At 46.7% G+C, this 16,518-nt stretch carries 11 protein-coding genes and 2 tRNA genes; 4 read left to right on the top strand and 9 right to left on the bottom strand.

Annotated features, from left to right (window positions below; translation table 11 throughout):
* The first annotated feature begins 91 nt into the window (after positions 1 to 91).
* The 3 genes from NFR62_RS06370 (at position 92) to NFR62_RS06380 (ending at position 7,448) form a co-directional block, all read left to right on the top strand.
* The gene (locus NFR62_RS06370) at positions 92 to 1,963 is read left to right on the top strand and encodes a hypothetical protein (RefSeq protein WP_251616230.1); all 1,872 of its coding nucleotides are present in this window, start codon (positions 92 to 94) and stop codon (positions 1,961 to 1,963) included.
* Positions 1,964 to 1,980: 17 nt separating this feature from the next.
* On the top strand, positions 1,981 to 4,056 hold the full coding sequence (locus NFR62_RS06375; RefSeq protein WP_251616234.1) for a glycoside hydrolase family 71/99 protein: 2,076 nt from the start codon (positions 1,981 to 1,983) through the stop codon (positions 4,054 to 4,056).
* 119 nt (positions 4,057 to 4,175) lie between these two features.
* Entirely contained in the window at positions 4,176 to 7,448 is a 3,273-nt protein-coding gene (locus NFR62_RS06380; protein ID WP_251616235.1) for a hypothetical protein, read from the top strand.
* A 111-nt stretch (positions 7,449 to 7,559) separates the two neighbouring features.
* On the opposite strand, the gene NFR62_RS06385 is transcribed toward NFR62_RS06380, so the two are convergent.
* From NFR62_RS06385 to NFR62_RS06415, 7 genes are all read right to left on the bottom strand, one after another.
* Positions 7,560 to 8,375 carry a lipase family alpha/beta hydrolase gene (locus NFR62_RS06385; protein WP_251616237.1) on the bottom strand — a complete coding sequence of 272 codons (816 nt, stop codon included), beginning with the start codon at positions 8,373 to 8,375 and terminating at the stop codon, positions 7,560 to 7,562.
* 175 nt (positions 8,376 to 8,550) lie between these two features.
* Positions 8,551 to 9,159 (bottom strand): undecaprenyl diphosphate synthase family protein, encoded by a 609-nt coding sequence (locus NFR62_RS06390; RefSeq protein ID WP_251616252.1) that lies wholly within the window; start codon positions 9,157 to 9,159, stop codon positions 8,551 to 8,553.
* 105 nt (positions 9,160 to 9,264) lie between these two features.
* Positions 9,265 to 9,843: a GrpB family protein gene (locus tag NFR62_RS06395; RefSeq protein ID WP_251616255.1), complete on the bottom strand. Its 579-nt coding sequence runs from the start codon at positions 9,841 to 9,843 to the stop codon at positions 9,265 to 9,267.
* Positions 9,844 to 10,785: 942 nt separating this feature from the next.
* Positions 10,786 to 11,238, bottom strand: coding sequence for a helix-turn-helix domain-containing protein (locus NFR62_RS06400; protein WP_251616258.1), 453 nt, complete (start codon positions 11,236 to 11,238; stop codon positions 10,786 to 10,788).
* Between the two features lie 531 nt (positions 11,239 to 11,769).
* Positions 11,770 to 11,844: transfer RNA gene (locus NFR62_RS06405), tRNA-Val, on the bottom strand.
* A gap of 112 nt (positions 11,845 to 11,956) precedes the next feature.
* Positions 11,957 to 12,976: a putative manganese transporter gene (locus NFR62_RS06410; protein WP_251616260.1), complete on the bottom strand. Its 1,020-nt coding sequence runs from the start codon at positions 12,974 to 12,976 to the stop codon at positions 11,957 to 11,959.
* Positions 12,977 to 14,497, bottom strand: a complete 1,521-nt coding sequence (locus tag NFR62_RS06415) for a hemolysin family protein (protein WP_251616263.1) — start codon at positions 14,495 to 14,497, stop codon at positions 12,977 to 12,979.
* Positions 14,498 to 14,746: 249 nt separating this feature from the next.
* Here NFR62_RS06415 and NFR62_RS06420 point away from each other — a divergent pair.
* Positions 14,747 to 14,823 (top strand) — tRNA-Pro (locus NFR62_RS06420).
* Positions 14,824 to 14,852: 29 nt separating this feature from the next.
* Here NFR62_RS06420 and NFR62_RS06425 read toward each other — a convergent pair.
* Complete coding sequence (locus NFR62_RS06425; RefSeq protein WP_251616266.1) at positions 14,853 to 15,755, bottom strand: tyrosine-type recombinase/integrase; 903 nt, start codon at positions 15,753 to 15,755, stop codon at positions 14,853 to 14,855.
* Positions 15,748 to 16,494 carry a rolling circle replication-associated protein gene (locus NFR62_RS06430; protein ID WP_251616267.1) on the bottom strand — a complete coding sequence of 249 codons (747 nt, stop codon included), beginning with the start codon at positions 16,492 to 16,494 and terminating at the stop codon, positions 15,748 to 15,750. The genes NFR62_RS06425 and NFR62_RS06430 overlap by 8 nt, the downstream gene beginning before the upstream one ends.
* Positions 16,495 to 16,518: the final 24 nt, after the last annotated feature.

The following is a 16,518-nucleotide window of genomic DNA, read 5'->3' on the forward strand; positions in this document are numbered from 1 at the left end:
TTACAGTCTCGCCGTTCGGGCGGCAACTTTTGCCGCCTCGACGCGCGGCTATGCTTTTTAATACGTTTGTGACAAGGAGGTCATGGTTACTATGAAGCGATTTTGCGCCGTTGCGCTGAGTTTGTTTTTAATGCTCGGCATCGCGGCATGCGGAGATAAAATAGCGCCTACTTCGATTTCGGGCGAACTGACGGCGTCGGCGGATTTAAATTACGGCTTTAAACAAACTACGGCAACCGACGATTACGGCAGAAGTTTCGACGCCGTTACCGACTACAACGAAAACGTGGTGGGCATCTTCTACTTTTTGTGGTTGAGCCAAGCCGCCGACACGCACAACGTGTCGGAGTACGAAGCCGAAGGCAAGGCGGAACAGACCGTTACGGGCGACACCGTGCCCGGCGCGCCGTCGTTCACCTGGTGGGGCGAGCCTATGTACGGCTACTATCAAGTTGAAGACGAATGGGTGGTGCGCAAGCACGTCGAGCTGTTTATAAACGCGGGTTTGGATTTTATAGCGTTCGACTGCACGAACAACGACTATTATCGCGGAGCGGCTCAAGCTGTGCTCGACGTGTTGCTCGAATATGCCGAAGCGGGTTACGACGTGCCTAAGGCAATGTTTATGACGAACACCGATTCCACCACCATGACCGACAACATTTACAATGCGTTTTACCGCAGAGGAAAATACGACAAAGTTTGGTTTCGCGGAAACGGCGACAAGCCGTGGATTATCGCGCAGTATGCGGGCAGTAACGAAGCCGTGAAAAACACGTTCTATTTCAAAAAAGCTCAGTGGCCGAACAGGGGATACGACAGCAATGCATTCCCGTGGATGAGTTGGAAGTATCCGCAAGAAACGTTTACCGACGGCGCGCAAGACTACACGATTATGAATGTTTCGGTGTCGCAACATTTAGGACTGCAAAGCGCGGTTAATTTTTCGCTGAGCGGGCTAATGGCTCCTTACAACCGCGACACTCTTTCCGACACTCTCAAAGATTTTGCCGAAAAACGCGGCGCGGATTACTACTATAACGCCAACTGGGGACGCGGCTATTCTCAAAACACAAAAGCCAACAATCCCGCCGCCGCCGACAAAAACGTGAACTTCGAAGAGCAGTGGGATTCGGTTTACCGCAATTCGCAAGTGAATTTGGTGTTCGTTACGGGTTGGAACGAATGGGTGGCGCAACGCCAAAGCAAAGACCCCGCTTTGGGCGAGCGTTACGGATATTTTGTGGATACATACAATAAAGAATTTTCGCGCGATATCGAGATGATGAACGGCGGATATTTGGATAACTGTTATTTGCAACTCGTGGCGAACGTGCGCAAATATAAGGGGTCGGGCTTTGCGTCCACAACTTATCATTCGCAAACAAGCGGCGGCGTTAATCTTTATGATTTGGCTTCGTGGAAAGATATGCCCGTTTATTCCGATATTACGGGCGAAACGCTCGAGCGTGCTCATGCGGGCGCGGGCGGAAATTATTATAAAAATGACACGGGGCGCAACGACATAGCCGAAACGCGCGTGGCAACCACAGATTCGGACGTTTGGTTCTTAATAACTACTGCGAACGACATAACTCAAAAGGAAGAAGCCGACACCCGTTGGATGAATCTTATGGTGGGAATAAAAGGACGCGAGGGCGGTTGGAACGGACTGCATTATGTTGTTAACCGCGCGCTCAACGGAACCGAAGCTTCGGTGGACTCTATCGACGGAGCAAAGTTTACTTCGGCGGGAGTGTGCACCACGTTGGTATCGGGCAAACACATGCTCGTTAAAATTCCCAAAAGCGTGCTCGGCATAGAGGGCGACGCGTTCACAATTACGTTCAAAGTGTGCGACAATTTGCAAAAGGATTTCGACATAACCGATTTATACACGAACGGCGATTGCGCGCCCGTAGGCAGAATCGCCTACACTTACTCTACCAAAGCGAACGCATAAAGGAGGAAGGTTCAAACGTGCTGAAAAAAATAGTTTGTTTCGCAACCGCAATAGCCATGCTGTTTGCGCTCGGCGGTTGCAAAAAAACGGAAAACCCTTCGCCCGACGGAGGCAAAGACGACGTTCCGCCGAGCCCGCCCGCCGAGAGTTACGATTATAACGCGGGCGCGCAAGCCGACAGCTACGACGAGGCTTTCACGCAAGCGCTTCTCGACATGGGAGAGAACGAATTCACGCTGTCGCAATTAGCGGGGACGGACGCCGAAGGGCGCGCCGTGAAAACGGTGACGCAGGCAAAGCCGCAGCGCTATGTGGGAATATTCTACTTTATGTGGCTTGGCTCGGGTTGGAACAATATTTACGACATAAGCAAGATTTTGGAAGCGAATCCCGGACTCGAATACGACACTCAGAAAAATCCGCTTTGGGCTTGTTCGGGTTCGCCGTATTACGACGCGAGCGTGTCGCGGCAACATGCGTTCCACTATTTCGAAGAGCCGTTTTACGGTTACTATAATTCGTGGGATAAATGGGTAATCCGTCGCCACTTGGAACTTTTGAGCATGGCGGGCATAGACTTTTTGTATTTGGACTTTACCAACGCGGGAAACAGCGGCGCGAATCTTTATTACGACGCCACAATCGCATTGCTCGACAGCATTTTGGAACTGCAACAAAAGGGATACAACGTTCCCAAAATAGTGCCTATATGCTGCAACAACACTCAAAGCATAAGCACGATTAAAAACGTTGTAAGGTATGTGCGCGACAACTACTATCGCGCCGACAACTACAAATACAAATCGTGTTGGTTCACCGCCGACCCTGTGCATAACCCGTCGGGCAAGCCGTTGATTGCCGTATACAACGACGGAAAAAACGAGGTTATGAATTCGGAAGAAGCTTCCGACTTTTGGGTGAGAAACGTGGTTTGGCCGACGGCTACCGGTGTTGCGGATAAAAACAACGGGTTCCCGTGGATGGACTTTAATCAACCGCAAGAGAGCTATGGCGGCGTTATGAACGTATCGGTGGCGCAACACTTAACGGGCAGTTGGTCGAGCGAAGCGTTTTTGGCTAACAGCAAGAAAAACACCAACTATTTGTATCGCGGACGTGGCGCGACGTATTCGCAAAAATACGCTTATCAAACCGACGACGCGGAAATGGCGCTATACGGCGGCAATTTTGTGGACCAGTGGAAAGACGCTTTGGAACGCGACGACGTGTGGATGGTAACCGTTACGGGTTGGAACGAATGGGTGGCTCAAAAGTATACGGTTGAAGACCCGCGCGGAAATTACGCGCAGTTCGTAGACACATTCAACGTTCCTTTCTCGCGCGATATAGAAATGATGCGCGACAGCGGCGGCTATGCCGACAACTATTGGATGCTGCTTTGCAAGTATGTGCGCGAATACAAATACGGCAAGAGCGACAAAAAGTCGAACACCGCCATGTGGCAACGCACCACTGTGGATTTTGAAAGCGAAGAAGCGTGGAACGCCGTGAAAGCGACCTACATCGATTTTGCGGGCGATGCAACCGAGCGCAACGAAAGTAGCGCGGGCAATGTATATACCTACACCGATAAATCGAACCGCAACGATATTACTTGCGTTAAAATCGCCAACGACAGCGAAAACCTGTATCTTTACGCAAAAACGAAAGAGCCGCTTTCCAAGCATGAAGACGGCGACACCGATTGGATGAACGTGTATATTTCCACAGGTAAAAAAGGCGGTTGGGAGGGTTATAACTTTTTAATAAACCGCACCCCGCAAGGAAATGGAACCACTATCGAAGCGCTCGGCACGGCGAACGGAAAGATTACGGCAACGGTGCAAGAGGCAACCGCGCAAATCGCAACGGGCGACGATTGGATTGCCTATAAAATTCCGCTTTCCGCGCTCGGCGTTACGGCGGCTGACGAACTCGGCATAAAAGTGTGCGACAATATCTTTGCGAACAAAAAAACTTCTCGCAACGACGGCGTGTGCGTGTTCGAGTTCGGCGACGTTATGGCGTTTTACGGCGGCGGCGACTGCGCTCCTATGGGGCGACTCAACTACGCTTACCGCATGGCATATTAAATTGTTTTCGGCTCGTCGGAATGCGGACGGCAAAAAAATGTAGCCGTCGCGCAAAGACGAAAAATTATTTTCGGTGATAGATAGAAAATATCTATTAACATATTAGGAGGAAAAAACGTATGAAACAAGTTAGAACCAAGACAAGTCGGCTTTTGCCGACGGCTTTATTGGCGTTATTGTTGGCAATGGCGTTAGGGGCAATGGGATTCCTTTTTGCGCCCGCTCGCGCCCGCGCCGACGAAACGCCTGCGCAAACAACGGCATGGAAGTCTACTGCTCCGCTTACCGCAATAGAGCAGCCCGGACTCGTAAAAATTTCGGCTTCTACCATAATGGCAAACGAAACCGATATTCTTACTCTCCCCAACAGAACCGCATATTTTCAGATGAGAGTGAATCAAGGGGCGGATTGGTCGGGACTGTACTTTTTGAACGCGCTCGAAAAGAACGGACAGAGTTGGAATAATGTTATGTTTGACGACGGCGCAAAAAAGACCGAAATCGACAAACACGCTCGTATTATTTTTAAAGATAAAGCAGGGCAGATTTTCAGCGCAAAGGGTGACGTGTTGACAGCCGACGGCATGCCGGGCGTAACGGGAGCCGACGGTGTTCCCGTTCTTTCCGACGCTCTTGTGGGCGTTGAAATTCATATCGGCATCGGCGAGGGCGACGACGTATCGTATATCAAAATGAACAACACTATGCTTACGCAACAGGTAACCGACACGCATACCACAACCGATTCGGCAATTCGGTTTATTAAAGCAAGCGATTTCCCCGACGGTTGCTTTTTGGGCATCCATGTCAATTTGTTGGGCGGCAGCGCTTCGCAAATTCATTTAAGCGAATTCGGCACTCCTATTGTAACTGCCGTAGACGCCGAATTGAAACAAACGCTCGACTACACCAAAGCGCAACCTCTCTCGAAAGACGTTTCGTTCACCGTGCGTCACCTTAAAAATCCCGCCGACGCTACGTTGAAAATAAACGGCACGGCTATCGACGCTCAATATTACACGCTTGCGGAAGTAACGGACGACACTTCGGCGCGTACCGTTACAATCAAAAAAGAATTGTGGAACACATTGTCGCTTTCGCGCGAATCGTACCTCACGGTAGAGGACGCTAACGGCAAAGGCGTGGTTATGCTTTCGGTTCAAAACGCTCCGCCTCCCGTATGGTCGGCAAGCGGCAATTATACGGAAATCACTGCGGCGCAAGACGTGGCGTATACGTTCTCTTATCAAAAGCCCGGTCTTACCGCAGAGAGCATTAAAGTGTACGGAGGAACGGCGGCGCACCTGCTTAACACCAAAAATGCTTTGGTTGCGGGCACCGACTACACCCTTACTGCGGGCGATAACAATACCTATACTTTCACCGTAAAACAAAGCTATTTGGCGGATAAGTTCGCTAATTTCTACGGGCATGCGTTCCGTCTCGATATAGACGAAGACAGCCTTTCGGCGTCGCTTTATTGCAAGCCGAACAAGAGCGGTTGGATTGCCCGCACTTACGACGTTGTGAGCGAAATGGAAGTTGACGAATACTACACCAATGCCGAGCTTGCGCGCTTTTCCGACGCGAGACTTACGGCGCGGTTGTATCACAGCCAAGCGGCTGACGTAACCAAACCCATTTTTGTGGAATTCGGCGGCGTGCTCGACGACAACGCGGGAAGCTGGCTCATGATTAACGTGACCGACACATTGCGTTCTATGGACTACTTCTCCGACGGACAAAAAACCGATTCGAAGTTGCAAGCCATATTCTTCGAAGGGCGCAGCGACTTACAGAAGTTAATCGGTTTTGAGGCGGGTTCTTCCACAAACGCAAATTGGAACGCCACTTCGCACAAAGGAAACGTAATCGAATTTTACTTCGGAGTTGAGGCGAAAGACGGATATGTGAAAATCAACGGCGAAGAAATAGGAAAGCCTACTGTAAAACAATCCGACTTTGAAGGCGGAAAAGCTTATATCGGTTGGTTCAGCAGCTATACCAAATCGTCGTCGCGTCCGCTTAAAGTGAACTCCAACATAAACGCTATTGCCATTGAGGGACCTAACGACGACAGCAAATACGCTATGGACCTCGCCGACGCGAAAGATTTCACCGTTAAGCTTTGTAACTATGCCAAGACCGATAATATTCAGCTCAAATCGGGTGACGAAACTTTGAAGGCAGGCGACGACTATACGTTTAACGCCGAAACGGGCGAGCTTACGGTGAAAGCGGCGTACTTCCAAAGAATTATGTTCAGCAAAGAGGGCGTGCTCTCCGTTTGGAACGACACTGCTAAAACGGGCACACAGTTCCGTCTTACTTATACGTCGTCTAAGATGAAAGATTCGCGTATTGCTTTTGCAACCAAAGGCAATGTGAGCGACGCTACCTTTGCTTTCCCTGAGGGAGTGACTGTTTCGAGCGTTCTCGACGGCAACGGCGACCCTCTCGCGCAAGACAAATGGGCTTTTGCAAACGGCACGCTTACCGTTCGCAAAGAAGTAATTGCCGATAACTACGGCGCCACCGAATTTATCGCGCTTGCAGGCTCCGATTTGTATCCGTTGTATGTTTACGTTCAAGACTTTGCCGACGGCGGTTGCAAAATATCGGGCAACGGCACGATTACTGCGGGCAACGGCGCATATCTTGTTAACGGAGACGTTAGCTACATGTTTATGCAGTCGTATAACTTGGCGAGCGGACTCACTGCAAAAGTGGACTTTAAGTCCGTTCCCGGCTATTACAACGCGGGTCGCAACTATACCAAAACGGGTTATGTGCGTTTCAGCTTCTTCGACCCGTACAGCGGCAATACCTTTGTTTACACTCTTTACACCAACTATCCCGACGACGAAGTAACCGCTACCGATACCGCGCTTTACCGCGAATATTCCATGACGGACGAAGCGGGCAATACGGTTATTGCGGCAAATTCGGGCGCGGTGAATATCAGCCGTTCCGAAAACACGAGCGCGCTCGGCGTTCATTCGGTGAAATTCGTTGCCAAAAACGGCGGCTTGGAAATCACGGTAGACAACGCGCGCGCAATCACGGTTAGCGGCTTGGGCACGTTCAACCTTTCGGCGAGCATCTTAACCGTTACCACCCCCGCAACGCAAGGCGACGACGCCATGACTCTCGGCTTGCAGTTGTATGAGGAAATAAAAGACATAGACTATACGGCTATTGACGTTACGGGCAACGGAAATCAGCCCGGCGGCGACAATAGCGGTGACAACAACGGCGAAAACAACAACGGCGGCAGTGAAACTAAAAAGAAAAAATGCGGCGGCAGCGCTTCGGCGGCTATTCCTTTCGCAGGACTCGGCTTGCTCGCGCTCGCGGCTTCGGCGATTGTTGCAAAACGCAAAAAGGTATAATTTTTAAAAGCCTTATAGAATAACACGAAACAAAAAAGAGGAACGAGCGTTTGTGCTCGTTCCTCTTTTTGTTGTGTTTTATATGGTAAAGTATTAGTTTTTTTGCGAGGCTCAAAAACCTTTTAAGCATAAGTCGTCGACAATTTTCGAATAAACTTCCAAAATGTCGCTTACGCCGTCGCCCGTTTTCTTGGTAAATTTTCTTCGTCTGAAATCCACTTCGTCGCAATGGGAGATTCCTCTTTTGGAGTTGCTTCGTATAATTCCTTTAAAGTCGCCCCATTCGGCTGATTTTACCGAAACAAGCCCGTCGTTCTCACCCTCCGCTTTTTTAATTATTAAGTGTGTAAACCATAATATAATGTCATGTTTCATGGAAAAAGCGTAGCTTTGGTAATAAACGTTTTCGCTGTCGGGAGTTTCGGCGTTAAATATTTTGGCGTTGTCCGCTCGGAAATCCAAAAATGCTTTGTATGCGTTCGGCTTTTTGTCTCCCAATATTTTCATTGCTATGCTTGTGAAAAAGCCCGCGATTTTCAATAGAAATTTGGGGATTTTTTGAAGAGTGAGCGAGCCGTGATGCGGAGTGGCTATAGTGGTAAGCGAAGCCACTTGGCTGTCGGTTTGCAATTTGGAAATCATGTACCGCGCTTCGAGTCCGCCTTTGGAGTGCGCTATAATGTTCACTTTCTCCGCGCCCGTTTCATGCAATATGTCGTGCACTCGGTTTTTTAAGAAAAGCGCGTTGTCTTCTATTGTCGCACTGCTGTCTTGCTTTCCGTAAAAAACCGCGCAACCTTTTTCGGCGAGCATTTTGGGAATTCTACCCCAGTAATTGAGAGCCTTTCTGTCGCGGAATCCGAATCCGTGAACGAGTAACACGGGATATTTCAAATAGCCTTCGCTTGTCGGAAAATCGTCCGCCATAATAATCCGCCTTTGTAAAAATAGAACGATGAGACTTATAAGCGTGTTGTTTTGCAACGGTTGCTTGCGTTCTCTGTATTCGTATTATTGCATACAGCGATTTAATTTGTCAAGAGTATTTTAAAAATAATATGTAGCGTTTGGGAGGGAGAATCTCAAAAGATTCTCCGCTATTTTATCCGCCCAAAGTCACGTCTTGCTTATTATACCATTCAAGCGCTTTATTAAATTGCGTTTCTTCGAAATCGGGCCATAGCTCGTCTAAAACGCAAATGTCCGAATAAACCGTTTGAAGGGGAAGAAAGCCGGATAATCTGCACATTCCGCCCCAACGAATCACCAAATCGATGCGGGGAATATCGCGCGATAAAAAACCGTTGTTTATATCCCATTCCCAACCGTAGTTCACTAAAAGATTTACGCGCAACTTTTCTTCGGGCGGATTTTCGTATTCAACCGTATAGGGGAGCAAAGAGGGCGGAAACCATGCCGACTTCGTATTGCCTACAACGCGCAAATAAAAGTCTTCCGTCGCAATGATTTTTGCCGCTTCTTCGCACGCGTGCGAGAATGCCGTTACTTGCTCTTTGGGGCGCTTGCAATTATCCACCGTAAAGCCGTAAAAGGTGAGTTCTTTTATTCCGTGTTCTTTCGAAGCCCGCAGCAAATTTAAACCCGCCGACAGCCCGTAAGCATAGCCGTCCTCTTTTTTAAGCCCTTTCTGTTTTGCCCAACGTCTGTTCCCGTCGGGAATAATGCCTATATGATTAGGTAGTCGCGCCATAAAAATACCTTCCTGCCGATTATTATAGGCAATCACGGAATTGTTATACCACAACAGTTATTTACGGCAACAAAGAGAACATTTCGCATTTGTAATATGGGCTCGTCAATTCTTCGAAACTATACGCGCAATAAATTCATGTTTGCGCGCTGTGTATATGTAGCGGTTGTCCGCATACTCGCAACATAGCTTTATTTTAAGGTTTTCGTACTCTTTGGCAGCTTGCGGATTTGCATTAAGATAATCACGGAATTTAATATAATTTCGCCACTCTATGCTGTCGGTTTTCACTACATGAATAAAGTGCGTTTGCAGTTTGTTTGACCCGTCGTAGTATCCGCCGCACGCATATAAAAGTCGGCGAATATCCGTTGCATTAAAATCTATTGCTCCGCTAATGTTGTTGTCCGCATAGTCCGTAGCATAGCGGTAATAAAATCCGTGTGCTTCGAGCTCGGTATTATATCGCAAGACGCTTGCAAAGTCGGTTGCCGCAACGGCAATATCGATGATAGGCTTTGCCTTTATCGTGTTTATTGCAGTGCTCCCGACATGCTCGATTTCTTTTGCCGTGTTTCCGAAAATGCTTTTAAGCTCGCCGATTGTTCGCTCGGCTTCTTTATTCCAAGCAAAGTCATGTTCGTATAGGGCTGTTTTGCCACGTTCTAATCCTATAATACTCATACTCGTTTTATTGTTATAAAGGTCAATAAGGCGCAAGCTCTGATTTGTGCAATTTATCGGTGCATCAACAAACTTAAAAGCTATAATCAATGAAAGGGAGCCTTTAAGTAACTCTATAAATTGGGCTCGGATTTGTTCTACCGTCGCTCATAAATAATTCTCTTGCATATTATAATACAAACGCCGACGGTTTTCAAGTGATTTGAAGTTGTAAAAATATGACTTCGACATCCGTCGCCAACGAACATAACCGAATAAAAAGCAAACCGATTACATGATTTAGCGATAATAATCAAGCCGAGTTTTCCCCGTCGTTTTTGTTGCAGTCATATTGCGGACAATATACGCTTGTTAGCTCTCCGTTTTCGTCATAAAAATGATTGTATCCGTACCAATCTAATATCGTAAAATAACCGTCGAAAATTTGCACTTCGCAGTTTATCTTATAATTGACAAATATATTGACGCAACCGCTTTCCCATAATAGATTAAAATTGCCGTTTAAGAAGCGTGTTGAGTCTTCGCCGTCGCAATGTTTGTTTTGCACATAATATAATATTACCATTGCAACAGATAATTTGTCAATACAATAGGTTTGAATGGCGGGGCAGTTGCAACCTGAAACGTTAAAGAAAAAACCTAACCCGAACACTTGTTTGCGGTTCGTTTTAGGTGGTGGGCGACAATGTGCGCGTAAGAACCGTTTAAAAAACAAATTCACTGCTACTCCAGAACTTGTAAAAAGTAGTCGCTTGGCACAAAGAAGAATAACTGACAAGATTGGTCTTATCAGACATTCGCCGCTAAATTTCAATTTAGCGGCGTGTCGCCGCGGTCGCGTATATTTATTGCCGAACCGCTTGACTGACTTCACTGCACGTCAAATTGAAATTTATACCCACAGTCGGCATACGGTGTAGTAAGTCAATAATTAATCACACGCTATTTATTTTTTATATACTTAAAAACATATTCGACAAAAATTCGATAAACACAATATACAAGCCAAATTATCCAAGTGTATTCCCATTTTTGTGTTATCAAGCTTACGGTAAGATAAATAGCAGCAACAACAAATGCAATTATCCAATTCATTATTTTGTTATATTTTTTAATTTTTCGTTCACTTTCTTCAAAAACAACGGCAATATTATTTTCGGCTGTTTCCTTGTAGACGACATCATCTAAATGCTCTCCGCTTAAAAGTTCATTTATTGTTATTTCTAGGATTGCACAAAGATTTGTCAAAATACTTGTATCAGGTAAACCGTTGCCATTTTCCCATTTTGAAATTGTTTTTGCACTTACATATAATTTTTTAGCAAGAGCCTCTTGTGTAAGATTTTTTGCTTTTCGTTCTTGCGCGATAAATAATCCTATTTTCTTATAGTCCATAAGCAAACTCCTTTAACAGTTTCAGCAATTTAATTATACGATAAATCAGTGCAAAATAAAAGATGTTTATACTCATAACAACTCTACAAATTTACCGATTGTCTTTTATAATAGTATTTGATAATTTTTCAAATATAAAGGGCGGGTTTATACCCGCCAATCTATGCTGAATTGAAATTTATAACTTTGTCGTATCAAGATAGTATCTACTGTCAAGTCGATGTAAAACGCCTTGTTCGATTAAGCGTGAGTTGATTGCTCGAAAATTATCGGGGTTTCGATTCTCGCGTCCTCTAACGTAATGGCATTTTCACCTGAAACAGCATTTTTTAACAATTTGTTTATGACACGTCTTCTCACAATAAGTGGTGCGGGTAAAATCATTTTAATTATCCTCTAATTTACTGTTTATCGTAAAATTATTATAGCAAAACAAAATATTTAATTAAGCAATCAAGTAAGGCTCACTATGATTACTTACAAAGAATATAAAAATGACCGATAAGATAACAGTTCTTATCGGTCATCTATTGGTGGGCAATACAGGGTTCGAACCTGTGACTTCTACCATGTGAAGGTAGCACTCTCCCGCTGAGTTAATTGCCCGAGTCTGTGAATTATTATATCATTCCGCGCCGAGTTTGTCAAACTCTTTAACGCAGTTTTTCATGCGGATTTGAGCGTTGGCGCAAGGGGGGGGAATGCGGTTTTCGTGCGGCTACATAGGAATAAAGCTCAGCGCTATTCCCACAATGCAACTGTATAAATACAGTCCCGCCGCTATAAAAAACGTGTTTTTAACGGGACGGTTACGGCGAAGCAACACGGCAAGCCCCAGCCCTGCGTTAACGCTGAGCCCCGCAAATGCGGCGCCGAGCGTAATGCTTCCGCGCGCAAACATTTGCGCAAGAATCACGCTTGAAGCGCAGTTTGGTATAAGCCCTACGAGTCCCGCCAAAAACGGTTGGTAAAACTTTGCCGCAGTCAAAAAATCCGTAAGTCTTTGCTCGCCCACAAAGTGCAGAATAACGGCGAAAAGCACGTTCACCGCTAAAATATAGCCCGCCACCGTTAGAGTGTGCAGCAGGGGATGCACGACAAAACATTTAAAGTCGAAACTTTTTTTACTTTCGGTTTTGTCGGATTCGGGTTGCTCGCGTTCGTCCGGCGTTAATGTTTCGGTGCTATTAAAGCAAGCGGTTTCTTGCGTATTTAATTGTTCTTTATGTCCATGTTCGTGTTTGTGTTCGTGGGAGTGCGCTTCGTGAGTATGTTCGCCGAGCTCGTGGCGATGACATCCGCGAATTACTGTTGTTGCCGCGTCGAATTCGCTGAGTTCGCGTTTGCGCAAAATAAAATTCAAAGAGTAGCCCGCAACAAGGGCGGCGGCAAACTTAAAGCCGAGAAGCACGCAAAGCTTAACAACCGAGTCCGCCGTAGGGGCGCTGAGCAATATGGGAATAGCCTCGTCGCTTGTGGCAATAAAAACTGCCGCCATAGTGCCTAAACGTATGCTTTTTCTGCTATATAGGTCAGCGGCTACAACGCCGAAACCGCACTGCGGCAAAATCCCGCAAGCCCCGCCTATAAGCGGAGCGAACGGGCCGCGCAACACCTTATTAAGTTTTATTTTGGATACGGCGTGGTATTCGAACACCTCTATAAGCACATGCATGACAAGTAGCCAAGGCATAAGCTTTAAAGTGTCTAACAGAGCGTCAAGCAATTCTCCGACCATTTAATCACTTTCTTTACCGTTGGATTTTTCGTCGTTCGTATGCTCTACTTCGAGTTCTTTCGTTTCGTTGTTGGTTTCGTCGCCGTCGTGAACTCCGCCTATAAGCACGGGCTCAGGCTCTTCGTCGTCATGTTTCTCTTTTTCGGCGTCTTCTTTGCGCTCTTTGTCGCGCTCTTTATCCCGCGCGCCGCCGAGCAGTTTTTCAAGCCCGCTTTCCTGTTCTTCTTCAACGGGATTTACTTTTATGCGAACTTCGAGCACGCGTTTGTTGTTTGCCTTAGTTACGGTAACGTCGAGGTTTTCAAACGACAGTTTTTCGCCAGCCGACGGGATTTTGCCGAGTTGTTCGGTGAGCCAACCGCCCACCGTCGTGGAATCGAATTCCTCTTTAACGTGCATGTCGAAGGCTTCGAATAAGTCTTCGAGGTTGTGCGCGCCCGACACAAGATAGGTGTCGTCGCCCACCTTACGGCTTAGCACTTCAACTTCGTCGTGTTCGTCGTAAATTTCGCCCACAAGTTCTTCGAGAATATCTTCGAGCGTTACAATGCCTTCGGTGCCGCCGAACTCGTCAACCACTATAGCCATGTGGATTTTGGCTTTTTGGAGCATGCGGAGCACCGTGCTGATTTTCATGCTCGGCGACACGCACACAACGGGTTGAACAAGACTTTTGAGCGATTCGGGACGTTGTTCTTCGGGCAGGCGATACAGCTTATAAAAATCTTTTTCGTGAACTATGCCTATAATGCTGTCTATCGTTTTGCTGAATACGGGCATGCGCGAAAATCCGTTGTCTAAAAATAAGTCCGCCACAGCGTCGTAGCTTTCGTTTTCTTCAATAGCGACAACGTTTACGCGCGGCACCATTATGTCGTCTACGTCGAGGTCCTCGAATTCTATTGCGGAACGGATAAGGCGGGATTCGTGTTCGTCTATGCCGCCTTCGTTTTGCGCCGTTTCAACGTAAGTAATAAGTTCGTCTTCTGTTATGGCGCCCGCGTTTTTGTTTTTGATTTTACCGATAAGTTTTTTCCAAGGGAGTAGGAAAATGTCTATCGGCAAAAGGATAATCATAAAAAACCATAGAATCGGCCATATCTTCATGGCAAATCCTTCGGCAAAGTTTTTTGCAAGCGTTTTCGGAGTGATTTCACCGAAAATAAGAACGGCAACCGTAACCACTGCGGTAGAAACCACTGCGGCAATTTGGCCGTTTTTAATCAGGTGCGCGAATAAAAGAGTTGCGAGTGTTGACGCAACTATATTTACGATATTGTTTCCTATTAAAATCGTGCTTAAAAGGCGGTCGTACCTATCGAGCAACCTCAGCACTCTTTTGGCGGAGCGGTTGCCGTCCGCTTCGAGCGTGCGTAATCGAATTTTGTTGGCGGTGGAATACGCCATTTCGGATGCCGAGAAAAATCCCGACATTAAAATCATTAGTACAATGGCAACCAATATTCCTATCTGCGGAGCTCCCATTGCGGCTCCCGTCAGTCCTATTCGGGATGGGTCCATTTACGTTTTTTGTTTCTCCTCGAAAATAAATAATAAAAATAGTATACCACACTTTTGCCGTTCGTTCAAGTTTTTTCGAGTGTAAATATCGAATAATTTTCAACGCGAGTTGTGTCGTTTAATTTTATTCGTCAAATTCGCGTATTATTATGCACCCGCGCAATTTCTCTTGACATTCTTCTTTCGAAAGAATATAATATATAGGCTGACGCGACAGGCTATATGCGCCCAAAGTCGCGCCGAATTCAACGAGGTGTAGCGCAGTTTGGTAGCGCGCTTGGTTCGGGACCAAGAGGTCGTGGGTTCAAGTCCCGTCACCTCGACCACAGAAACGTCGCAGAGCGGCGTTTTTTTGTTAGGAGCGGGAAAGAAAGTCGTCGAGTTTGCGGGCTTCGGAATCGTTGAGTTTTTGGGAAACGTGGGTGTAAATATCGGCTGTGGTGTCTATTTCGGAGTGACCGAGCCACGTTTGCACTACTTTTAGTGGGATTTCGGCTTCTAAACAGCGGGTGGCGAACGTGTGACGCAGGTCGTGCAACTTGTGCGCGGGACAAAAATCTTTGAAAACGTGCGTAGGGTAATCGGGGCGGAACGGGAAGAAGAACCCGAACGGAGAGGGCGTTAAATCAGCCAAGAGGTCGGCAACCGAACGGAAAAGGGGAATAACCCTATCGGATAAATCGGTTTTTGTGCCGCGAATATGTAGGCGGTTGTTTTCGTAGTCCACGTCGTCCGTTTTCAGAGCAAGAGCCTCGCCGCGCCTGCACCCCGTGAAAAGAAGAAACAAAAAGAATTTTTCGAGCCTGTGCTTTTTTATGCGGTTCACAAAGTCGGCGAGTTCGTCGGAAGTAAGAGCGGCGCCGACGTGCCGCTTGTGCGGGGGAATGGAAACGGCGGACATGGGATTATCCCGCAAAAGTTTTAATGCGCAAGCGGTTTTATAGCTACCGTTCAGAACGTCGAACACCGTTTTGCGTGTGCGGGTTGCGGGAATGGAAAGCAAAAACTTTTGCAGTTGCAAGCCGTCGAGCCTATCGAGCGGAACGTCGGGCAATCCTTTTTTAATGTGAACGCGCACGGCAACGTCGAGAGCATAGAGCGTTATGGGCTTTACTTTGGGGGCTTTGTACGTTTGCAGCCATTCGTCGAGCCATGCGTGCAGGGAATATTTGCAGGGCGGTGCCGCCGATGAAAGCGCGGCAAGCACAAGATTGAGTTTTTCGTTGAGTTCGGCAACGGTCTTTTCCAAATCATTCATTTTCTGTTTCCTTGTCGTTCAAAATTTTACGATATACAATGCGACGTTCGTCCTCTTTTACTTTAATCAATCCCAAAGCGGAAACGTCCTGTTCTAATTCGTCCTGCGAATCGTAATGAAGAATATGCTTGTTTTTGAAAAGCAAATTGCGGGTATGATAAAACCGCTTTGCGTTATACCCTATATTCATACTTTTCGTTATGTACTTTTTCATGTAGTTCGTTACACGCGCGTAATTATTTTCAGGCGGAATAATCGCAAGCGAACTAAACCCATAGGTCCAATCTTTAATGTTGAATAAAGGTTCGCCGAAACTACCGTATAAATACGCTCCCGTTTCGGGGTTCTGTGCCGATACCAAATTAAAACGGATATTCGACGCAAGAAAATGCAGATGCAGAGCGCGTTTTCCGTTCACTTCTTTTTTGTGCCATTCGGGAACGGCAAGTAATTTCATATCGGGACTTTTGCGTTTACACCAACGTTGAAACCCACTATACAACGATTTTGTTGCGTCAATGTCATAACGGTCAACCGCTTCGGGCGAAAACGTGAGCGTGCCGAAGTATTCCCAGTCGTTAGACTGCGCATAACCGTAAAACGTATCTAAACTGCGTTTTGTTGCGTTGCGTATAGAACGTTGCAAGGCGGCAATGGAAAAATCGTCGTCAATAGGTTCATATATGCCGTCGTCACCGAGCTGCAACAACCTTTTTCGGTTCACGTCCTCGTTTGTCAAATTTTCACTGTCAACTAAATGCCG

The sequence above is a fragment of the Pumilibacter muris genome (assembly GCF_943193045.1).
GTDB lineage: Bacteria > Bacillota > Clostridia > Christensenellales > Pumilibacteraceae > Pumilibacter > Pumilibacter muris.

Excerpts from the sequence above, each read along its gene's own strand:
- NFR62_RS06370 (WP_251616230.1), top strand. The coding sequence starts at position 92 with ATGAAGCGATTTTGCGCCGTTGCGCTGAGTTTGTTTTTAATGCTCGGC.
- NFR62_RS06400 (WP_251616258.1), bottom strand. The coding sequence starts at position 11,238 with ATGGACTATAAGAAAATAGGATTATTTATCGCGCAAGAACGAAAAGCA.
- NFR62_RS06395 (WP_251616255.1), bottom strand. The coding sequence starts at position 9,843 with ATGAGTATTATAGGATTAGAACGTGGCAAAACAGCCCTATACGAACAT.
- NFR62_RS06415 (WP_251616263.1), bottom strand. The coding sequence starts at position 14,497 with ATGGACCCATCCCGAATAGGACTGACGGGAGCCGCAATGGGAGCTCCG.
- NFR62_RS06410 (WP_251616260.1), bottom strand. The coding sequence starts at position 12,976 with ATGGTCGGAGAATTGCTTGACGCTCTGTTAGACACTTTAAAGCTTATG.
- NFR62_RS06390 (WP_251616252.1), bottom strand. The coding sequence starts at position 9,159 with ATGGCGCGACTACCTAATCATATAGGCATTATTCCCGACGGGAACAGA.
- NFR62_RS06425 (WP_251616266.1), bottom strand. The coding sequence starts at position 15,755 with ATGAATGATTTGGAAAAGACCGTTGCCGAACTCAACGAAAAACTCAAT.
- NFR62_RS06385 (WP_251616237.1), bottom strand. The coding sequence starts at position 8,375 with ATGGCGGACGATTTTCCGACAAGCGAAGGCTATTTGAAATATCCCGTG.
- NFR62_RS06380 (WP_251616235.1), top strand. The coding sequence starts at position 4,176 with ATGAAACAAGTTAGAACCAAGACAAGTCGGCTTTTGCCGACGGCTTTA.